This window comes from Burkholderia catarinensis, from assembly GCF_001883705.2.
In the GTDB taxonomy this organism is placed as follows: domain Bacteria; phylum Pseudomonadota; class Gammaproteobacteria; order Burkholderiales; family Burkholderiaceae; genus Burkholderia; species Burkholderia catarinensis.
The window spans coordinates 241,211-259,596 of record NZ_MDEQ02000010.1; the positions used below are offsets into that span (position 1 = coordinate 241,211).

General features: G+C 68.6%; 15 protein-coding genes. 8 read left to right on the forward strand and 7 right to left on the reverse strand.

The annotated features are described in order from the left end of the window. Positions 1 to 105 precede the first annotated feature (105 nt). Positions 106 to 642, reverse strand: coding sequence for a superoxide dismutase [Cu-Zn] (sodC, locus tag BFF94_RS18505; protein ID WP_219139634.1), 537 nt, complete (start codon positions 640 to 642; stop codon positions 106 to 108). Positions 643 to 775: 133 nt separating this feature from the next. Next, entirely contained in the window at positions 776 to 1,867 is a 1,092-nt protein-coding gene (gene apbC, locus BFF94_RS18510; RefSeq protein WP_219139635.1) for an iron-sulfur cluster carrier protein ApbC, read from the reverse strand. A 349-nt stretch (positions 1,868 to 2,216) separates the two neighbouring features. Between apbC and BFF94_RS18515 the strand changes: the two genes are divergently transcribed. The 4 genes from BFF94_RS18515 to BFF94_RS18530 all read left to right on the forward strand — a co-directional run bounded on the left by BFF94_RS18515 (position 2,217) and on the right by BFF94_RS18530 (position 7,925). Beyond that, entirely contained in the window at positions 2,217 to 2,861 is a 645-nt protein-coding gene (locus BFF94_RS18515) for a YiaD family glycine zipper/OmpA-like lipoprotein (RefSeq protein ID WP_128843294.1), read from the forward strand. 372 nt (positions 2,862 to 3,233) lie between these two features. Next, positions 3,234 to 5,387, forward strand: coding sequence for a methionine--tRNA ligase (metG, locus tag BFF94_RS18520; protein WP_128843295.1), 2,154 nt, complete (start codon positions 3,234 to 3,236; stop codon positions 5,385 to 5,387). A gap of 296 nt (positions 5,388 to 5,683) precedes the next feature. Continuing rightward, the gene (locus BFF94_RS18525; protein WP_246637361.1) at positions 5,684 to 6,802 is read left to right on the forward strand and encodes a radical SAM protein; all 1,119 of its coding nucleotides are present in this window, start codon (positions 5,684 to 5,686) and stop codon (positions 6,800 to 6,802) included. Beyond that, a complete protein-coding gene (locus BFF94_RS18530) occupies positions 6,786 to 7,925 on the forward strand; it encodes a DNA methyltransferase (protein ID WP_128843296.1) in 1,140 nt (379 codons plus the stop codon). Before BFF94_RS18525 ends, BFF94_RS18530 begins: the two co-directional genes overlap by 17 nt. A gap of 24 nt (positions 7,926 to 7,949) precedes the next feature. Here the strand turns inward: BFF94_RS18530 and BFF94_RS18535 are convergent, their stop codons facing one another. Then, entirely contained in the window at positions 7,950 to 11,981 is a 4,032-nt protein-coding gene (locus BFF94_RS18535; protein ID WP_219139636.1) for a translocation/assembly module TamB domain-containing protein, read from the reverse strand. Positions 11,982 to 12,009: 28 nt separating this feature from the next. Then, a complete protein-coding gene (locus BFF94_RS18540; RefSeq protein ID WP_219139651.1) occupies positions 12,010 to 13,836 on the reverse strand; it encodes an autotransporter assembly complex protein TamA in 1,827 nt (608 codons plus the stop codon). A 265-nt stretch (positions 13,837 to 14,101) separates the two neighbouring features. Here BFF94_RS18540 and BFF94_RS18545 point away from each other — a divergent pair, with 265 nt between their 5' ends. The 4 genes from BFF94_RS18545 (at position 14,102) to panD (ending at position 16,711) form a co-directional block, all read left to right on the forward strand. After that, on the forward strand, positions 14,102 to 14,290 hold the full coding sequence (locus tag BFF94_RS18545) for a DUF3460 family protein (protein WP_128846807.1): 189 nt from the start codon (positions 14,102 to 14,104) through the stop codon (positions 14,288 to 14,290). A 4-nt stretch (positions 14,291 to 14,294) separates the two neighbouring features. Continuing rightward, on the forward strand, positions 14,295 to 15,167 hold the full coding sequence (locus BFF94_RS18550) for a segregation and condensation protein A (RefSeq protein ID WP_128846805.1): 873 nt from the start codon (positions 14,295 to 14,297) through the stop codon (positions 15,165 to 15,167). A 273-nt stretch (positions 15,168 to 15,440) separates the two neighbouring features. After that, on the forward strand, positions 15,441 to 16,280 hold the full coding sequence (panC, locus tag BFF94_RS18555; protein WP_128846802.1) for a pantoate--beta-alanine ligase: 840 nt from the start codon (positions 15,441 to 15,443) through the stop codon (positions 16,278 to 16,280). 44 nt (positions 16,281 to 16,324) lie between these two features. Then, a complete protein-coding gene (gene panD, locus BFF94_RS18560; protein WP_128846800.1) occupies positions 16,325 to 16,711 on the forward strand; it encodes an aspartate 1-decarboxylase in 387 nt (128 codons plus the stop codon). 130 nt (positions 16,712 to 16,841) lie between these two features. Here the strand turns inward: panD and BFF94_RS18565 are convergent, their stop codons facing one another. From BFF94_RS18565 to BFF94_RS18575, 3 genes are all read right to left on the reverse strand, one after another. Further along, a complete protein-coding gene (locus tag BFF94_RS18565; RefSeq protein WP_128846797.1) occupies positions 16,842 to 17,501 on the reverse strand; it encodes a ParA family protein in 660 nt (219 codons plus the stop codon). Positions 17,502 to 17,637: 136 nt separating this feature from the next. Next, positions 17,638 to 18,051 carry a DoxX family protein gene (locus tag BFF94_RS18570; protein ID WP_219139637.1) on the reverse strand — a complete coding sequence of 138 codons (414 nt, stop codon included), beginning with the start codon at positions 18,049 to 18,051 and terminating at the stop codon, positions 17,638 to 17,640. A 150-nt stretch (positions 18,052 to 18,201) separates the two neighbouring features. Beyond that, positions 18,202 to 18,342 carry a hypothetical protein gene (locus BFF94_RS18575; RefSeq protein WP_164497755.1) on the reverse strand — a complete coding sequence of 47 codons (141 nt, stop codon included), beginning with the start codon at positions 18,340 to 18,342 and terminating at the stop codon, positions 18,202 to 18,204. Positions 18,343 to 18,386: the final 44 nt, after the last annotated feature.

The following is an 18,386-nucleotide window of genomic DNA, read 5'->3' on the forward strand; positions in this document are numbered from 1 at the left end:
CGCCAGGAAACGCTGCGTGACAGTCGGGAAGGGCCGCTCGCGCGAGGCAGCGGCCGGGAAAGGCGCACATTTTACGCGATCATCGGCCCGCGCACGCGGCGGCCGTCAACGGATCACGCCGCAGGCGAGCGCGGGGCCCGCGCCATGCTGCGGAAACGCGGGATCGCTCGCTTCGCGGTGCACCAGCGCCGCACGGCTCAGCGCCGAGCGCACGCCGTCGAGGGCCAGATCGGGGGCGACGATGAAGCCGGCCGCGACGCCGTTCGCATCCGCATGGATGTTGCCGAGATCGCCGGCGACGCGGGCGCCCGCGCGCAGCCGGTCGGCGGCCGGCGCGAACACCTGGCCGGCGCTCGAGCCGTCGCCCGCGTTGCAGTCGCCGCGCTCGTGCACCTGCAGCGCGTGATCGCTGTTCGGCGGCAGGCCGACCAGGTTGTAGGTGACCTGAACGCCGTCCGGACGCTCGACGAACGTCACCGCGCCGCGCGCCAGCGAGCCGACCGTCGGCTGTAGTTGTGCGTCGGCCCGTTTTTCGTGCGACGAGGAAAAGGAGGTGCAGCCGGCCAGCAGGCCCAGCGCGGCGGCGGCCAGCAGCGCGCGCCGCGCGCGGCCGGCGCGCACGCCGTGATGTCGTTGTTTCATTCGATCCTCATGCCGGCTGACGGCCGTTTGACGCGACGGCCGCGCCGGGCGGGTAAAGGAACCCGGGAAAAGTCGCCATGATACCGCGCCTCGCGGCGCCGTAAACAGCGTGAGGCCCCGCCCCGCAAGGGTTTTACGTATTTTGAACAACGATCGACGGAAACTTCGACGTCATGTCGCGCGCGCGCTCGGCAATCGCCAGCGCCACCCCGCGCGCGATGTCGCGGTAGCGGCGCGCCAGCGCGCCGTCCGGATCGGCCGCGACCGTCGGCGTGCCGCTGTCGGCCCGCTCGCGGATCGCGATGTCGAGCGGCAGGTTGCCGAGCACGTTCACGTCGTAGTCCTTCGCCATCCGCTCGGCCCCGCCGGCGCCGAAGATGTGCTCCTCGTGGCCGCAATTCGAGCAGACGTGGATGCTCATGTTCTCGACGATGCCGAGGATCGGAATCCCGACCTTCTCGAACATCTTCAGGCCCTTCTTCGCGTCGAGCAGCGCGATGTCCTGCGGCGTCGTGACGATCACCGCGCCCGTGACGGGCACGCGCTGCGCGAGCGTGAGCTGGATGTCGCCCGTGCCGGGCGGCATGTCGACGATCAGGTAGTCGAGCTCGCGCCAGTTGGTCTGGCGCAGCAGCTGCTCGAGCGCGGAAGTCGCCATCGGGCCGCGCCACACCATCGGGTTGTCTTCCTCGATCAGGAAGCCGATCGAGTTCGCCTGCAGCCCGTGGCCGACGAGCGGGTTCATCGACTGGTTGTCGGGCGACTCGGGGCGCTGGCCGTGGATGCCGAGCATCGTCGGCAGCGACGGGCCGTAGATGTCCGCATCGAGGATGCCGACCGACGCGCCTTCCGCGGCCAGCGCGAGCGCGAGGTTGACGGCCGTCGTGCTCTTGCCGACGCCGCCCTTGCCCGACGCGACCGCGACGATGTTCTTCACGTTCGGCAGCAGCTTCACGCCGCGCTGCACCGTGTGCGCGACGATCTCCTGCGACACGGCGACGCGCGCGTCGCGCACGCCGGGCACGGCCTGGAGCGCCGCGGCGACGCGCGCGCGCACGTCGTCGTGCTGGCTGCGCGCCGGATAACCGAGCACCACGTCAAGCGCCACGACATCACCGTCGATCGCGACGTTGCGCACGCCCTTGTGCGCCGCATACGGCCGGCCGGTATTGGGGTCGACGACTGCCGCCAAAGCGGCGTCGACTTGTGCCCGGTCAATGCTCATCGAAACTCCATGAAAACGTTTTTCTCGCGCGCAAACGTCAAAAAATATCAAATTACGCTGCGAAAATCGGGAAAAGTGAAAGAATCTGTTGCATGCCATTGCGCGAACGCGCGACCCGGCGCACTCTTCGCCTGCGGCAAGCTATGGGGCCAAATCGGCCACTAACCGCCTATATTGTAGAGGCTCACGCATCGCATTGTCCGAACAGCCACGCTGACGGACAGGGCATGCGGCCGCCTCGGCGGCTGCCGCGAGCGCAGGCCTGCCCACCTTTTTCGTGGCGGCCCGCGCTGGGAGCCGTAACTGTTGTCGTCGTTGTCGACTCGTTCAACCAAGAGAGGAATCCAAGATGAACATGAAAATCGCGACTCGCCTGTCCGTCTTCGCACTGGCCGGCGCACTGCTGGCAGGTTGCGCCACGCAGCAAGGCTCGAACACGGCCGTCGGTACCGGCACGGGTGCGGCGCTGGGCGCAGGCATCGGCGCGCTGGCGGGCGGTGGCAAGGGCGCGGCGATCGGCGCGGGCGTTGGCGCCCTGGTCGGCGGTGTGACGGGTTACAACTGGCAAGCGATCAAGAACAAGCTCGCACCGTCGGCAGCGCAGACGGGCACGCAGGTGACCGAGCAGCCGGACGGCTCGCTGAAGCTGAACGTGCCGAGCTCGGTGACGTTCGCGACGAACCAGTACGCAATCACGCCGGCCTTCACGCCGCTGCTGAACGACCTGGCGACGACGCTGAACCAGAACCCGCAAGTGACGGCTTCGATCGTCGGCTACACGGACAGCACGGGCTCGGCACAGCTGAACCAGACGCTGTCGCAGAACCGCGCGCAAAGCGTCGTGAACGCGCTCGCGCAGCGCGGCGTCAACGGCGGCCGCCTGTCGGCGCAAGGCATGGGCGCATCGAACCCGATCGCGGACAACGCGTCCGAAGCCGGCCGCGCACAGAACCGCCGCGTCGAAATCTACCTGCGCGCATCGCAGGCGCAGTAAGCGCGCGACGAGGGGAATGCGCGGGCACGCCGCCCGCGCAGCCCCGCCGGACAAGGCTTCCGTCGGGGCTGGTAACAAACCGAAAAAAATTTCGAACTTCTGTCGCAGGCCGCGGTCAGTATTTACGGTACGCGGCTGGTGTTGCCGGCGCGTCACCATTCTCCTCTTGTCGTTGTTGCTCCGGGGCCGTATCCGCCCCGGTTTTTTTTGCCCGCAGAATTCGTGCTGCACCGCACATCACGTCGAGCACGCCGCTCGAGCAGCCCCGCCCCTTCCGGCGCCCGGTCCGCGGCGCCCGCCCGCGTCGCCGAAGCGCGCCCCTGCTAGAATCGCAGTTTCCCGTCGTATTTCCGCCGTTCCTCTACAGACCCTATGTCCGCATCCGACCTCACTTCCGTGCAGGCTGCGGCGCCGCAAGGCGGCCGCCAGATCCTCGTTACGTCCGCACTGCCCTATGCCAACGGGCAGATCCACATCGGCCACATGGTCGAGTACATCCAGACCGACATCTGGGTGCGGGCGCTGCGAATGCACGGCCATGAGGTCTACTACATCGGCGCCGACGACACGCACGGCACGCCGATCATGCTGCGCGCGGAGAAGGAAGGCCTGAGCCCGAAGCAGCTGATCGACCGCGTCTGGACCGAGCACAAGCGCGACTTCGACAGCTTCGGCGTGTCGTTCGACAACTTCTATTCGACCGATTCGGACGAGAACCGTGTACTGAGCGAGAAGATCTACCTCGCGCTGCGGGAAGCCGACCTGATCGCCGAGCGCGAGATCGAGCAGGCGTACGACCCCGTCAAGGAAATGTTCCTGCCCGACCGCTTCATCAAGGGCGAGTGCCCGAAGTGCCACGCGAAGGACCAGTACGGCGACAACTGCGAGGTGTGCGGCTCGACCTACCTGCCGACCGAACTGCTGAACCCGTATTCGGTCGTGTCGGGCGCGACGCCGGTGCGCAAGACGTCGAAGCACTACTTCTTCCGCCTGTCCGACCCGCGCTGCGAGTCGTTCCTGCGCGAATGGGTGAGCGGCCTCGCGCAGCCGGAGGCGACCAACAAGATGCGCGAATGGCTCGGCGACGCCGGCGAGGCCAAGCTCGCCGACTGGGACATCTCGCGTGACGCGCCGTACTTCGGCTTCGAGATCCCGGGCGCGCCCGGCAAGTACTTCTACGTGTGGCTCGACGCGCCGGTCGGCTACTACGCGAGCTTCAAGAACCTGTGCGACCGCAACGGCATCGACTTCGACGCGTGGATCCGCCCGGGCTCGACGACCGAGCAGTACCACTTCATCGGCAAGGACATCCTCTACTTCCACACGCTGTTCTGGCCCGCGATGCTCGAGTTCTCGGGCCACCGCACGCCGACCAACGTGTTCGCGCACGGCTTCCTGACGGTCGACGGCGCGAAGATGTCGAAGTCGCGCGGCACGTTCATCACCGCGCAGAGCTACATCGACACGGGCCTGAACCCCGAATGGCTGCGCTACTACTTCGCCGCGAAGCTGAACGCGACGATGGAAGACATCGACCTGAACCTCGACGACTTCCAGGCGCGCGTGAACAGCGACCTCGTCGGCAAGTACGTGAACATCGCGAGCCGCGCGGCCGGCTTCCTGATCAAGCGCTTCGACGGCCGCGTGCAGGACAGCGCGATGAACCATCCGCTCGTCGCGAAGCTGCGCGACGCGATTCCGCAGATCGCCGCGAACTATGAAGCGCGCGAATACAGCCGCGCGCTGCGTCACACGATGGAGCTCGCGGATGAAGTGAACGCGTACGTCGACGGTGCGAAGCCGTGGGATCTCGCGAAGGATCCGGCCAACGCGGTCGCGCTGCACGAAACCTGCAGCGTGAGCCTCGAGGCCTTCCGCCTGCTGTCGCTCGCGCTGAAGCCGGTGATGCCGCGCGTGGCCGTTGCCGTCGAGGCGTTCTTCGGGATCGCACCGCTCGCGTGGGCCGATGCCGCGAAGCCGCTGTCGTCGGAACAACCGATCAAGGCTTACCAGCACCTGATGACGCGCGTCGACGCGAAGCAGATCGAAGCGCTGCTCGCCGCGAACCGCGATTCGCTGCAGGCCGAAGCAACCGGCGCGGCCGCCGCGGGCGCGAGCGCCGCGAAGGATGCGAAGAACGCCAAGGCGAACGCGAAGCCGGCCGTCGTGAACGGCGCCGACGACGCCCCCATCTCGATCGACGATTTCGCGAAGATCGACCTGCGCATCGCGAAGATCGTCGCGTGCCAGGCCGTCGAAGGCTCGGACAAGCTGCTGCAGCTCACGCTCGACATCGGCGAGGAAAAGACCCGCAACGTATTCTCGGGCATCAAGTCCGCGTACCAGCCCGAGCAGCTCGTCGGCAAGCTGACGGTGATGGTCGCGAACCTCGCACCGCGCAAGATGAAGTTCGGCCTGTCCGAAGGGATGGTGCTCGCCGCATCGGCCACCGACGAGAAGGCGGAGCCGGGCCTCTACATCCTCGAGCCGCACAGCGGCGCGAAGCCCGGCATGCGCGTGAAGTAAACAACACACGCCGCCGCTTGAGCAAGAAGGCCCCGCACGATACGTGCGGGGCTTTTTTTATAGCGTGGCGCGCGCAGCACCACCCGGCGTGCAGCGCGGGCGAGTTCCGCTACCATAGCGACAACATCGGGCCCGCCGGATTCCGAAGACAGCATCGAGCGGTCGCCCCCAGGCAGTGGCGGCGGGCTTCGCCTCACAACAACGACATGACACGCACCTCCGACGCCCCGCCAGCCGAACGGACGCGTGCTTCGCCGCGCCCGAGCCGAGTTCGCGCAGCGATCACGATTCCGCTCGTGCCGATTGCGGACGCCAACGCCGTCGCGCCGCTCGTCGCGCGCAGCCGCGCGTTCGACGCGCTCGCCCGGCGCTTCGCATGGCTCGCGTTGCGCGAGCCGCCCGCTGACGACAGCCGCCGCTGGCATGTCCATACCGTTGCCGGCCGAACGATCCGCTTCGCACAGCCGCTCACGTTCACGCCCTACGCCGCGGCACAGCCCTGCTCCGCACGCTGCCGGTTCTGCTCGGAAACGCTGGTCGACGAAACCGCATCGGGCCCGGTAGCGGCCGGCTTGCGTCCTCCGGACGACTATTTCGACACGCTGCGGCGTGCGCTGCGGGCCCTGCGCGGCGTGCCGCTGTCGTACTCGCTGTCCGGGCTCGAGAACACGGACGATTCGCGCTGGCTGCTATCGCTCGTCGCGACGCTCGGCGCGGCCGGCGACGACGGTCCGGACGCGACCGGCAGCGTGCTGTACACGAATGGCGCCGGGCTCGTCGAACACGGCGACGCCCTGCTGCCGGCGCTCGCGGACTTCGGGCTGTCATGGCTCGAATGGTCGCGTCATCACGACCGCGACGACACGAACCAGTCGATCATGCGCTTTCGGCCCGGCCAGCACGTGATGCACCAGCACGCATTCGAAATGGCGTTTGCCGCCGCGTGCGAGCACTTTCCGGTCAAGCTCGTCTGCATCGTGCAGCGCGGCGGCATCGAGACGCCGGCGGACGTGCTCCGTTATCTGGCCCATGCACGCGCGCTCGGCGCCGGCGCGGTGATCTTCCGTGAATTCTCCGCGCTGCCCGACACCTACCGGCACAACGCGACGCGGCGCTACATCGACCGCACGCGCGTTCCGATCGACGCGTTGCTGCTGGCCTGCGCAACGGACGCCGCGTTTTCCGCGCAGTGCGAACCAATCGCGCTGACAGGCGGCTACTACTTCTGGAATGCGCGCTGGGCCCATCGCGACGGCTTCGAAGTCGTGTTCGAGACCTCCGACTACGGCGCGATGCGCGAGCACGAGCTGCGCGACGCCGTGTACAAGCTCGTGTTCCACCCGAACGGCAACCTGTGCGCCGGCTGGCAACCGACGCGCGACATCCTGTGGAGCAACGATGACCGTCGTGACTAGCTGGCTGCGTCTGACCGACGAGGCCGCCGACACCACCCTGCCCGCCGACCTGCGCGCGCGGGATTTGTTTGCCGCGCGCGATTGCGGCTGGGTCGAGCAGATGGTGCCGTTCATCGGCAGCCACGCGACGCCGGGCGGCTGGATCGTCGATCCGTTCGGCGGCTTCGGCACGACGCTCGTCGCCGCCGCGCGATGCGACGTGCCGGCGCTCGGCGTCGAGATCGACCCGGAGCGCGTCGCATTCGCACGCGAGCGACTCGCGCGCACGGACGCGCTCCCCGCCCGCTATCCGGTGCTGGCCGGCGACCTGTCGAGCGACGCGACGCAGGCCGCGGCACGCCACGCGGGCGGCCCGTTCACGCTTTGCCTGACGAGCGTGCCGTACTTCGGCTGCCCCGGGCTGCTCGACAGCCCGCGCGACGGGCAACTGTACGGCATCGACTGCTACGCGCCGTATCTCGAACGAATGCGCAACGTGTTCGCGGGCGTGCATGCGCTGCTCGAACCGGGCGGCTGGTGCATCGCGATGGCGCAGAACCTGCGGGTCGGCGGTCGGTTCGTACCGCTCGCGTGGGATGTCGCGCGGCTGCTCGGCGAGCGCTTCGTGTTGCACGAGGAACGCGTGCTGATCTACGAACGCGCCGGCGGCCCCGCGCCGCACGGCGCCGGTGCCACCGACCGCACGCATGAATACGCGCTCGTGTGCCGCAAGGCGCCGCTCGCGAGCGATACCGACGCGGCCCGCGCGCTGGTTGCCGCGATGACGCGCGACGGTTTCGCCTTCGCAGTGATCGGCGGCTTCGCGCGACGGCTCGCGGCGGCTGCGGACGATGCCGTTACCGATGCGCCGCTGAACGACGTCGACCTCGTCGTCCCGCCCGACGATGCAGACCTGTCGCGGCTGCTGCAATGGCTCGACACCGACGGCTTCTCGATCGAATCGTGGAACGCGCGCGTGACGCCGCCGGTGGCGGCTGCGGCGCTGCAATACCGCCACTACTTCCGCGCACGACGGATCGATGCACGCGGTCGCTGGTTGCAGGTCGACGTGACGGTCGCCGCTACGCGGGAAGGATTCGACGCATGCATCCGCGCCAACCCGAGGCCGGGCGCGATGAGCTGAGCGGGGCCGGACAGCGCCCCTTCATCACCGCTGGCTGAACCAGCGATCGAAGCGCCGCGTGTAGTTCAGGTCGACGCCCTGGAACGTGCCGCCGTACGCGGACACCGACCAGAAGCGCGTCAGGTTGATCGTCGCCTTGAACGCGTTGCTCGCCGATTGCAGGCCCTGCTCGAAGCCGAGCACGAAACGCTCGTTGATCGCCTTCGACACCTGCACGACCTGCGGATCGGTCAGGCCGACATCGCTGCGGCCGATCGAGAACTCGTCGAGGCCGATGCTCTGCGCGACGCGCTTGCCGGTCACGCTGCCGAGCAACCCGAGCGCCGCCGTCATCGCGCCCTGCTGGCCGACGTTGTTGCCCTGGTCGGTGCCATGCCCGAACAACAGCCACGACAGCTTTTCGTTGTCGGTGACGTTCGGTTCCGACACGAGCTTGACCGTCAGCGACTGGATCGTGCCCGTCACCTGCACGCCGGCCTCGACCTCCTGGTTGCGCCGCATCGCGAGGATGTTGACGCCCGGGTTCGACACGGGACCGTTGAACGTGAAGAAGCCGTTCTCGACCGCGAGCTTGCGGCCGAACGACGTGTACGTCGATCCTTCGGTCACGCGCACGTTGCCGACCGCGCGCAGCGGCACGCCCGGCGCGCTCATCACGGTGATCGTGCCGCGCAGCCCGAGATCCGCGCCGTGGCCCTTGAAGCGGAAGTTGTTGCCGAGGCCGATGTCGATGTTCGCGCGCGGCGCGAGCGACGGCGCCGGCTTGTCCGCGACCGGCTGCGGCTTCGCGGCCGCGGTGCCGGTCGGCGTCTCGCCGCGCACCGTGCCGTCCGGCTGCACGATCACGACATCGTCGGACAGGTGCGGCGCCGATTCCTCGGGCAGGTCGAACAGCGCGCGGTCGACGACGAACTTGCCGTCGATCGACAGCGCGCCGCGCGGCCCGTCGTTCGCGACGGTCGCCTTGCCCGACAGCGACAGCTTGCGGTCCGGCGCCGCGAACAGCTCGAGCTTGTCCGCGACGATGCTCGCGGTCAGGTCGGGCGCCTCGCCGTCGAGGCGCACGCGGCCGAGCGCGCGCAGCGTGCCGTCGCCGCCGCGGAATTCGACCTGCTGGAATTCGACGAGGTTTTCCGACAGCTTGATGCGCACGATGCCGTCCTTCAACTGCACGCCCTGGTCGACGAGCGTCGCGGACAAATCGTCGCCCGTCAGCATCCCCGACAGGTTCGGCTTCACCGGCGTGCCGGCGACCGTCAGCTTCAGCGCCGCGCGCCCGCCGAGCAGGTAGCTCGGCCCGAACAGGTTGCCGGTCGTCTTCAGCGCCGGGATGTCGGCGTCGATGCGGCCCGACAGCGGGCCATCGTCGACGACGCCGAACATGCCGTCGCGCAGCGCGAACGGCACCATGACGTTCGCGTCGAGCGTGCCGATCCGGTTCGCCTTCGCGAGCGCCGTCACGTTGAGCCGGTTGCCGGGCACGAAGCTCGCGCGCGCGGACAGGTCGGTCAGCCCGAGCGACGCGATGCCGCGCCCGCTCTCGATCGTCACGTCGCCGCCGCGGCGCTTCACCTGCACATGGCCCGTCGCATTCGCGCCGAGCGAGAAATCCCAGTCGGCGTCGAGCACGACGTCGGTCCGCAGCGGCGGCCGCTGGCCGGTCAGCTCCTGGCGGACCTCGAGGAAGCGCGCGACCGACGCGCCGCTCACGGAGCCCGCCGAGCGCATCTGGCCGTGATCGAACACGAACGACTTCAGGTCGATCGCCGCGCCTTCGAGCGTAAGGCGCGTCGCGCCGAGCGTCACGCGGCCGGCGCCGGCCGACACGGCCAGCGGCGCCTGCAGCGCGACAGCCGGCGTGCCGCGGTTCGCGAGACGCGTGACGGTGCCGTCCCAGCGCATCCCGTCGCGGTTCTCGACCACGCCGCCGTTCGCCGCGAACGTCATGTCGATCACCCGGCCGCCGGTCGTCCCGAGCGCCGATGCGTCGAGCGTGTGCTTCGCGCGCGTGCCGTCGAGGTTCGCGCGCAGCGATTTCAGCTTCAGCGAGCCGAGCGCGATGTCGGTGGCGTCGGCCGTGAACACGAGTGCGCCGTGCGCGCCGTCGCGGATGTCCGCGCGGCCCTGCGCGGCGCCGATCCGGTTCGATCCGACGACGACGTGCTCGGCCTTGTAGGTGGCCGTCACGTTCGGGTGCGCAAAGCTGCCGGTCAGGTCGCCCTGCGCCTGCACGAGCCCCTCGACACCGAAGCCGAGCCGGTCGAGCTGCGGCGCATCGACAACGAAGCGCAGCCGGTCGCCGGGCGCGCCGAAGCTGCCGCGCAGATCGACGTGGTTGCCCGCGATCGACAGGTTCGCGTTGCTCGGCAGGATCCGCGAGCCGGCGAGCTGCACGACGCCGGCGCCGGTCAACGGCACGCCGTCGTACAGGCTGTCGCCGAGCTTGAAGGTCGCCTTCGTCGACACCTGCGGCGCGAACGCGCCCGACGCCGTCAGCGTGCCCGACACGCGCGTCTCGCCGCGCTTGGCCGGTGCCTTTGCCGCCTTGCCGCCGCCCGCCTTCGGCGCGCTCATCGCGGCGAGCAGCAGCGGATCGAACGCCGTCAGCGTCGCCTTCGCGTCGTAGCTCGAATGGGCATCGTGGCGGAACACGCCCGTCAGGTCGATACGGCCCTTGCCAGCCGTCACGCGCGTGTCGGTGAGCACGGTCTGCTGCGGCGTCAGCGCGACCTTCGCGCGCGCGCCGAGCGCAAGCTTCGGATCGTTCAGGTTGAAATCGACGGTCGTCACGTCGCCCGCGAGCGTCACGCCGAGCGGGCCGCCGAGGCGCATCGGCCGCAGCTCGGCGACGAAGGCGTTCAGGTCGAGGTTCGCGACCTTCAGGTCGAAGCGGCCCTTGCCGCCCGTCAGCGTGCCGTTGCCCGTCACGCTGCCGTCGCGGATCAGCTTCAGCGCGAGATCGTCGATCCGCTGCGCGTGCGCGTCGAGATGCACGTTCGCGTGCGCGTCGATCACCGGCAGCAGGTGATCGACGAGCGTGCCGGGCTTCGCGTTGACGATCGACACCGGGCCCGTCACCGCGAAACCCTGCGCGGGCGCCGCGCCTGCCGGCACGGTCACGGGCGCGAGCTCCGCGCGCACCGCGAGATCGGCGGCCGGCGCGCCGGGCGCGAGCGCCTGCGGGTTCACGTGATCGAACGCGAGCGACGCGCGCGTGAGCGGCACCGTGCCGAACGGCGCGGCCTCGACGTGCGCGCGCCCGTTCAGCTTCATCCCGCTTGCATTGACATCGGCGACGAGCGCCTCGAGCGAGCCCGACACGCGCGCGCGCGCATCGACCGGCTCGTTGGACAGCTTGCCCGCATAGGTGGCTTCGCCCGTCAGCGCGAACGGCTTCACGCCGTCGAGCTTCGCGCGCGCGGTCAGCGCGCCGTACGGCGTATCGACGCCGTCGAGCACGAGTTCGTGGTGACGGCCGTCGCTGCGGCCGTTCAGCGCGAGGTGGTCGAGCTGCGTCGTCGAACCGCCGTCATGGATCGCGAGGCGATCGACGCGCAGGTCGTCGATCCGCAACTGCAGCGGCAGGCTCAGGTCCTGCGGCGCCGCACTCGGCGTCGACGGCCCCGGCGCGATCCGCACGTCGATCGTGCCGGCGCGAAGATAGGCGATGGACAGCCGCCACGGCGCGCGGGTCAGTGCCCAGCGGCCGTCGAGCCGGTCGATGCGGATCTCGGTGCCGGTGCCGTCGGGACTCGTCCATGCGAACCCGCGCAACCGCACGCCGGTCGCGAGCGAGCCGCCTTCGAGCGTGCCCGCGAGCCGTGCGCCGAGCACGCGCCCGGCCACCTGCCATGCGAGCCGCGTGCCGCGCTCGGTCGTCGCCGCAGCCAGCACGAGCCCGGCCGCCAGCACGACGAGCAGCACGACCGTCGCGAGCGTCCACGCGACGACGCGCACCGCGCGCCCGCGGCGCGGCGCGCGCGGCGGGGTGTCGGGCGCGCCGTCGGGCGAGTCCGGGTCGTGAGGCGGCGGCGTGTCGTTCGGGTCCTTCGTCATGCGGTTCGTCGTCGATGAAGCGGTACGTTCAGAAAGCGATGCCGAGCGTCAGGTACGGGCGCACGCTATGGTTGCGCAACCCGTACGCGACGTCGACGTTGATCGGGCCGACGGGGCTGCGCCAGCGCGCGCCGATGCCGACGCCCGGGTAGAACACGCGCTCGCCCCACGCATCGGTGGCGGTGCCGATGTCGAAGAACGTCGCGGCACCCCAGTCGCGGTTGAACCAGTGCTGGTATTCGGCGGTGCCCGTCATCAGGTACTTGGTCGGCAGCACGGAGCCGTCGACGCTGTTGCCGATGCTCTGGTAGCCATAGCCGCGCACCGAATTCGAGCCGCCCGCGCGGAACAGCAGCGACGCGGGCACGCCGGTCGAGCTGCCGCTCGTGAACACGCCGCCGAGTTCCGCGCGGAACACGAACAGGTCGCGCTTGCCGACCGGCACGTATTGCTGGCCGCGCGCGTAGCCGCGGATGAAGGTCTGGTCGGTCAGCACGCCCTTGACCGCGAAGCCGGCCTCCGCGTGAATCAGGTTGCCCGAGCGCGGGAACAGCGGATCGTCGACGTTGCGGCGCGTCCAGGCCCACTGCGGCACGAGCGCGCGGCTCGTGGTCGGCCCCGCGCCGTTCTGGTCGAGCCGGTCCTGGTAGTACATCAGCGAATACGCGTAGTCGATAAACTGGCCCGTGCGCGTGCGCTGCGCGCCGATCCGCGCGCTGTAGATGCGCGTGTCCGACACGTTGGTGTTCGTATAGGACGCCAGCACGCTGTTGGTCCACCCCTTCTCGCCCGGCGGCATCGACAGCTGGACCTGGCCGTACTGCTGGATCTGGTCGACCCGGCCCGATACGGTCAGCGGCCACGCGGCGCCGAACGTGTCGAGATACGTATAGGAGCCCTGCACGTGCGGCCCGGTATCGGTTGCAAAGCCGACGCCGCCGCGGATGTTGTTGTACGGGAACTCGCTGACCTTCACGTGCACGGGCGTGCGCTCGGGCTTCGACGTATCGTCGCCGACGTCGATCGCGACGCTCGCGTAGTACGGCGTGTTCTGCAACTGCCGCTGCAATTCGGTGATCCGCCGCACGTCGTAGATCTCGCCTTCGGACAGCGGATTGACGTTCGTGACGATCTTCTCCGGATAGCGGCGCACGCCGTCGACATCGACCTTGCCGATCGTAAACGTCGGGCCGCTGTCGAACGTGACCGCGAGCGTCGCGCGCTGCGTGCGCGGGTCGATGCGCGCCTCGGACGACGCGATCTTCGCGCCGAGATAGCGACGCGACTGCAGTTGCGTGAGCGCCGCGCCCTTCGCGCTGTCCCAGTCGGACTGCGTGAACGGGTCGCCCGGCTTCAGCGAGAACGCGAAACGCGTCGCGGCCTCCTGCTTCGGATCCTCGGTGTCGACGGGCCCCTTGAACGTCAGGTCGACCGTCGACACGACCGTCTGCTTGCCCGGATCGACCGCGATGCGCACGTCGCGCTTGCCGTCGCGCATGCGCACGTCGGTGCGCACGACCGGCGAGAAATAGCCGGCCGTCGCGGTCAAGTCGCGCACCTGCTGCGGCGTGGCGGTCACGAGGAAGTCGAACTGGTCGTCGCTGATGTCGTCGCGCTTCGCGAAGCGCGCGATATCGAGATGCGACTTGAGGAGCTTGCGGATCGAGCGCGGCGCGTCGATGTCGACGTCGTACTTCGCGTAGGCCGGCAGCGCGAAGAGCGCGGCGAGACAACCCGCGAGGGTCGCCCGCGCGGCGTGAGCCGCGGCGCCGGTGCCGCGCCGCGCGCGATTGCGTTCCACGCGCGGACCCGCGTCATGCGCCGTAAGTGCTTGCTGGTTCGCCTGCCCCGCCAAATAAACCTCGCCCTCGGTTGTCACGGTTTTGTGGAAAACCCTGTATTTGACCACAGGGTGCCGGCGTCAAATCTTAATGTTTGTAAACCTCGCCGCGGGCGAGCGCGACTGCGGCGTCATGCTCGCCGGCACTCGCCCGGGCACCGGCTGCGCTCCGGCTCGCCGTTTCGACGCGCGATTGACGCCGGCCGTTCCCTCGATGCGGTAAAATCCCGCCATCGAGAATCCGGCGCGTCGTGCGCCGCCCGAAACGGAAAACCCAGCCATGCCGTACCAGTCCGACGTCACGCAGTTCCTGAACCAGCTCAAGCAGCAGAAGCCGACGCTCGAAGAAGAGCAGCGCACGGGCCGTTCCCTGCTGTGGGACAAGCAGCCGATCGACCTCGAAGAGCGCGCCGATCAGCAGGAATCGCGCGTGAAGCAAACGTCGTACGTCTACTACCAGAACTTCTGACGACGTGAGCGCCGCCGACGAGGCCAGCGCCGCCCGGCAGGACGACGCGATCGCCGCGCCCGCGGGCGCCGATTCGACGCCCGACACGGTCGATGGTGTCGCGGCGTTCGCTCGCCTGTACGGCGAGCCGCTCTTCAAGCTGCCGCATGATCTCTACATCCCGCCCGATGCGCTCGAGATCTTCCTCGAGACGTTCGAAGGCCCGCTCGACCTGCTGCTTTACCTGATCCGCAAGCAGAACTTCAACGTGCTCGACATCCCGATGGCGCAGGTCACCGCGCAATATCTGGGCTACGTCGACCAGATCCGCACGTCGAACCTCGAGCTGGCGGCCGAGTACCTGCTGATGGCCGCGATGCTGATCGAAATCAAGTCGCGGATGCTGCTGCCGGTCAAGAAGGCCGACACCGGCGAGGAAGCCGAGGATCCGCGCGCCGAACTCGTGCGCCGCCTGCTCGAATACGAGCAGATGAAGCTCGCGTCGCAGCGGCTCGACCAGTTGCCGCAGCTCGGCCGCGACTTCCTGCGTGCCGACGTCTACATCGAGCAAAGCGTCACGCCGCGCTTCCCCGACGTGAATTCGGACGACCTGCGCGCCGCGTGGGCCGACGTGCTCAAGCGCGCGAAGCTCGTCCAGCACCACAAGATCTCCCGCGAGGAGCTGTCGGTGCGCGAACACATGAGCCTGATCCTGCGCCGGCTGCAGAACGCGCGCTTCATGGAGTTCGCCGACCTGTTCGACACGTCGCGCGGCGTGCCGGTCGTCGTCGTGAACTTCATCGCGATGCTCGAACTCGCGCGCGAATCGCTCCTCGAGATCACGCAGGCCGAGCCGTTCGCGCCGATCTACGTGCGCCTCGCGTACCTGCCCGCGTAAGGCCCGCGCCCGCCCTTCGCTTTCTCCCGCTTCAATCCGGCACTCGCCGCTTCGCCGCGGCGGCTGGCCGCGCACCGTATCCGCGCGACCCGTTACCGGCACGCCCGGATAAAAAGTGAACGATCGTACTTTTTTCGATGCGTTTGGCGGCCAAATCCTCTACAATCCGCCGACGTCCGATGCGCCGCCCGCGCGCCGGCGTTCTCCGCTTCGACCCCGACGCCGCTGCCGCGGCGCCAACGCGCGCCTGCGCGAGGAACCCGCTACCCGATCATGAAAGTCATCAGCTCGATCCATGAACTGCGCGACCAACTGCGCGGACAGAACCGCACGGCGTTCGTGCCGACGATGGGCAACCTGCACGAAGGGCACCTGTCGCTGATGCGCCTCGCGCGCCAGCACGGCGACCCGGTCGTGGCGAGCATCTTCGTCAACCGGCTGCAATTCGGCCCGAACGAGGATTTCGACAAGTATCCGCGCACGCTGCAGGACGATATCGAGAAGCTGCAGAAGGAAAACGTCTATGTGCTGTTCGCGCCGACCGAGCGCGACATGTACCCGGAACCGCAGGAATACCGCGTGCTGCCGCCGGACGATCTCGGCGGGATACTCGAGGGTGAATTCCGGCCCGGCTTCTTCACCGGCGTGTGCACGGTCGTGTCGAAGCTGATGGCCTGCGTGCAGCCGCGCGTCGCCGTGTTCGGCAAGAAGGACTACCAGCAGTTGATGATCGTGCGCCGCATGTGCCAGCAGCTCGCGCTGCCGGTCGACATCATCGCCGCCGAAACCGTGCGCGACGAGGACGGCCTCGCGCTGTCGTCGCGCAACCGCTACCTGTCGGCCGACGAGCGCCGGGAGGCGCCCGAACTCGCGAAGACGCTGCAGCGCATGCGCGAAAGCCTTCTGGGCGGCGAGCGCGACCTCGGCAAGCTCGAGCAACAGGCGCGCACGCACCTGGCCGATCGCGGCTGGGCCCCCGACTACCTGTCGATCCGCCGCCGCGCGAACCTGATCGCGCCGAGCGCAGCCGAACTCGAAGCCGGCGAGCCGCTCGTCGTGCTCGCGGCCGCGAAGCTCGGCGCGACGCGCCTCATCGACAACCTGGAAATCTGACGGGCCGCCCGCCCGCGCCTCTCACGACGCATCACGGAGACACCATGCAGCGCCACATGCTCAAATCGAAGATCCACCGCGCGGCCGTCACGCACTGCGAGCTGCACTACGAAGGTTCGTGCGCGATCGACGAGGACCTGCTCGAAGCATCGAACATCGTCGAAAACGAACGCATCGACATCTGGAACATCAACAACGGCGAGCGCTTCTCGACGTATGCGATCAAGGGCGAGCGCGGCAGCGGGATGATCTCGCTGAACGGCTCGGCCGCGCGCCGCGCGCAGCTTGGCGACCTCGTGATCATCGCGGCGTTCGCGATGGTCGACGAAGCCGAGCTGCAGGCCGGCTGGAAGCCCAAGCTCGTGTTCATCGACGAGGGCAACAAGATCAAGGGCCACCGCGATCACGTGCCGACGCAGAACTGGACGTAACCTGACCGGCCGCCCGCGTGCCGTGGCGCGCGGTGCGGCTGTGCCGCTTGCGGTCGAAGGGCCGGATCCCGTGCCGCACGAGATCCGGCCCTCTTTCATTCCACGGGATGCCGGCCGGTCGGCCGCGCGATCAGGACGCCCTGGCAGCCCTCTCCGCCTTCGGCACGCTGTGCTCGGCCCATTCGACGATCGGCCGCCACTGTTCGAGATCCTTGTCGACACGGCTCTTCGCGACGTCCCACAGCGTCAGGCCGTGCGCGGCGATCTGCACGTAGTTCTGCGTGTCGCGCACATAACCGAGCACCGGCAGGCCAAGCCCTTCGACGAACCGGTGCAGCTGGTCGGACGAGCGCGTGCGCGCATCGACCCGCATCCCGACGATCCCGACCTCGACGTTGCCCTTGCGCACGGCCTTCTCGCCGGCGAGGCGCTCCAGAAACTGCTGGGTCGCGAGAATATCGAACATCGACGGCTGCAGCGGCACGATCACCTTGTCGGCCAGTTGCAGCGCGACGTTGAGCCGGTTGCCGTGCAGGCCGGCCGGCGTATCGATCACCGCATATTCGAGGCCGCGCGGCGGCTTCGACGGCGCGTCCGGATCGAGATCCCACGCCTCGATCGCCGGCAACCCGGCCGGGCGCAGGTCGAGCCACGCATGCGCGGACTGCTGCCGGTCCAGGTCGGCGAGCGCGACCCATGCGCCCTGCGCCGCGAAATAGCCGGCAAGATTGGTGGACAGCGTGCTCTTTCCCACGCCGCCCTTCGGATTCGCCACCACGATCACCGTCATGAATTCCCCCGAAAAAGCCACGCGGCGCCGGCCGCATGGCAGGCGCCGCTCGATTGCGGATACAGGGAGCGATGATATCGGCAAACGGGGTATCCCCGGAACGGGTTGCTGCGCGCCGCGCGCCCGTTACACCCCCTTACGCGCGCTGAACCGCGGCCTCCCGTGCGCCGATCGCGAACGCGCCGCCGCCCAGCAGCGCCTGTACGGCCAGCGTGACGGCCCAGAACGCCGGATATTCCCAGCCGCCGTGCGGCGACGAGAAGCTCCAGCCATTCGGCAGATGCGCGGCGGTCGCGCCGAGCATGAACGGCAGCAGCACGAGCGCGGCGACGCGCACGCGGAAACCCGCGAGCAACGCCAGGCCGCCCGCCAGTTCGACGAAGGTCGTCAGGTACGCGAGCCAGCCCGGCAGGCCGATCGATGCGAAGAACTGCGCGGTGCCGGGCAGCGTGAAGACAAACACCTTCTGCGCGACGTGCGCGAGGTACAGCACGCCGAGCGCGACGCGCAGCAGCGTCGCGGCAAAATCGTTCAGGCGATTGGGGTTCATGGCGAATTCCTTCATGAGTGGATGAGAATGGATCGCACTCTATTCGAATCGATTCGACCGATAAACACGCCAATTCGCTTTAATTGATTCCCACCAGGAACGAATTGAATCAAAAAAAGGGGCACGACCGATCATGCCCCGCTACCTGCGTCAGTAACCGCTTTTGCCTTGTGTGGCGTCGCCGGAACCGGGCTGGCTGCCGCCCGGTCCGTACGAATCGCAGGCGTGCGCAACCGCCGACGCACCCAGCAGCGCCGCGAGCAGCACGCTCCACCACCATCGAGCCTTCATCGTCGCACTCCTCCAGGCGGACCTCCACCCTCCTGTGTTGTACG

Coding starts and splice junctions, on each gene's coding strand:
- sodC (WP_219139634.1), bottom strand. CDS start 642: ATGAAACAACGACATCACGGCGTGCGCGCCGGCCGCGCGCGGCGCGCG.
- apbC (WP_219139635.1), bottom strand. CDS start 1,867: ATGAGCATTGACCGGGCACAAGTCGACGCCGCTTTGGCGGCAGTCGTC.
- BFF94_RS18515 (WP_128843294.1), top strand. CDS start 2,217: ATGAACATGAAAATCGCGACTCGCCTGTCCGTCTTCGCACTGGCCGGC.
- metG (WP_128843295.1), top strand. CDS start 3,234: ATGTCCGCATCCGACCTCACTTCCGTGCAGGCTGCGGCGCCGCAAGGC.
- BFF94_RS18530 (WP_128843296.1), top strand. CDS start 6,786: ATGACCGTCGTGACTAGCTGGCTGCGTCTGACCGACGAGGCCGCCGAC.
- BFF94_RS18535 (WP_219139636.1), bottom strand. CDS start 11,981: ATGACGAAGGACCCGAACGACACGCCGCCGCCTCACGACCCGGACTCG.
- BFF94_RS18545 (WP_128846807.1), top strand. CDS start 14,102: ATGCCGTACCAGTCCGACGTCACGCAGTTCCTGAACCAGCTCAAGCAG.
- panC (WP_128846802.1), top strand. CDS start 15,441: ATGAAAGTCATCAGCTCGATCCATGAACTGCGCGACCAACTGCGCGGA.
- panD (WP_128846800.1), top strand. CDS start 16,325: ATGCAGCGCCACATGCTCAAATCGAAGATCCACCGCGCGGCCGTCACG.
- BFF94_RS18565 (WP_128846797.1), bottom strand. CDS start 17,501: ATGACGGTGATCGTGGTGGCGAATCCGAAGGGCGGCGTGGGAAAGAGC.
- BFF94_RS18570 (WP_219139637.1), bottom strand. CDS start 18,051: ATGAACCCCAATCGCCTGAACGATTTTGCCGCGACGCTGCTGCGCGTC.
- BFF94_RS18575 (WP_164497755.1), bottom strand. CDS start 18,342: ATGAAGGCTCGATGGTGGTGGAGCGTGCTGCTCGCGGCGCTGCTGGGT.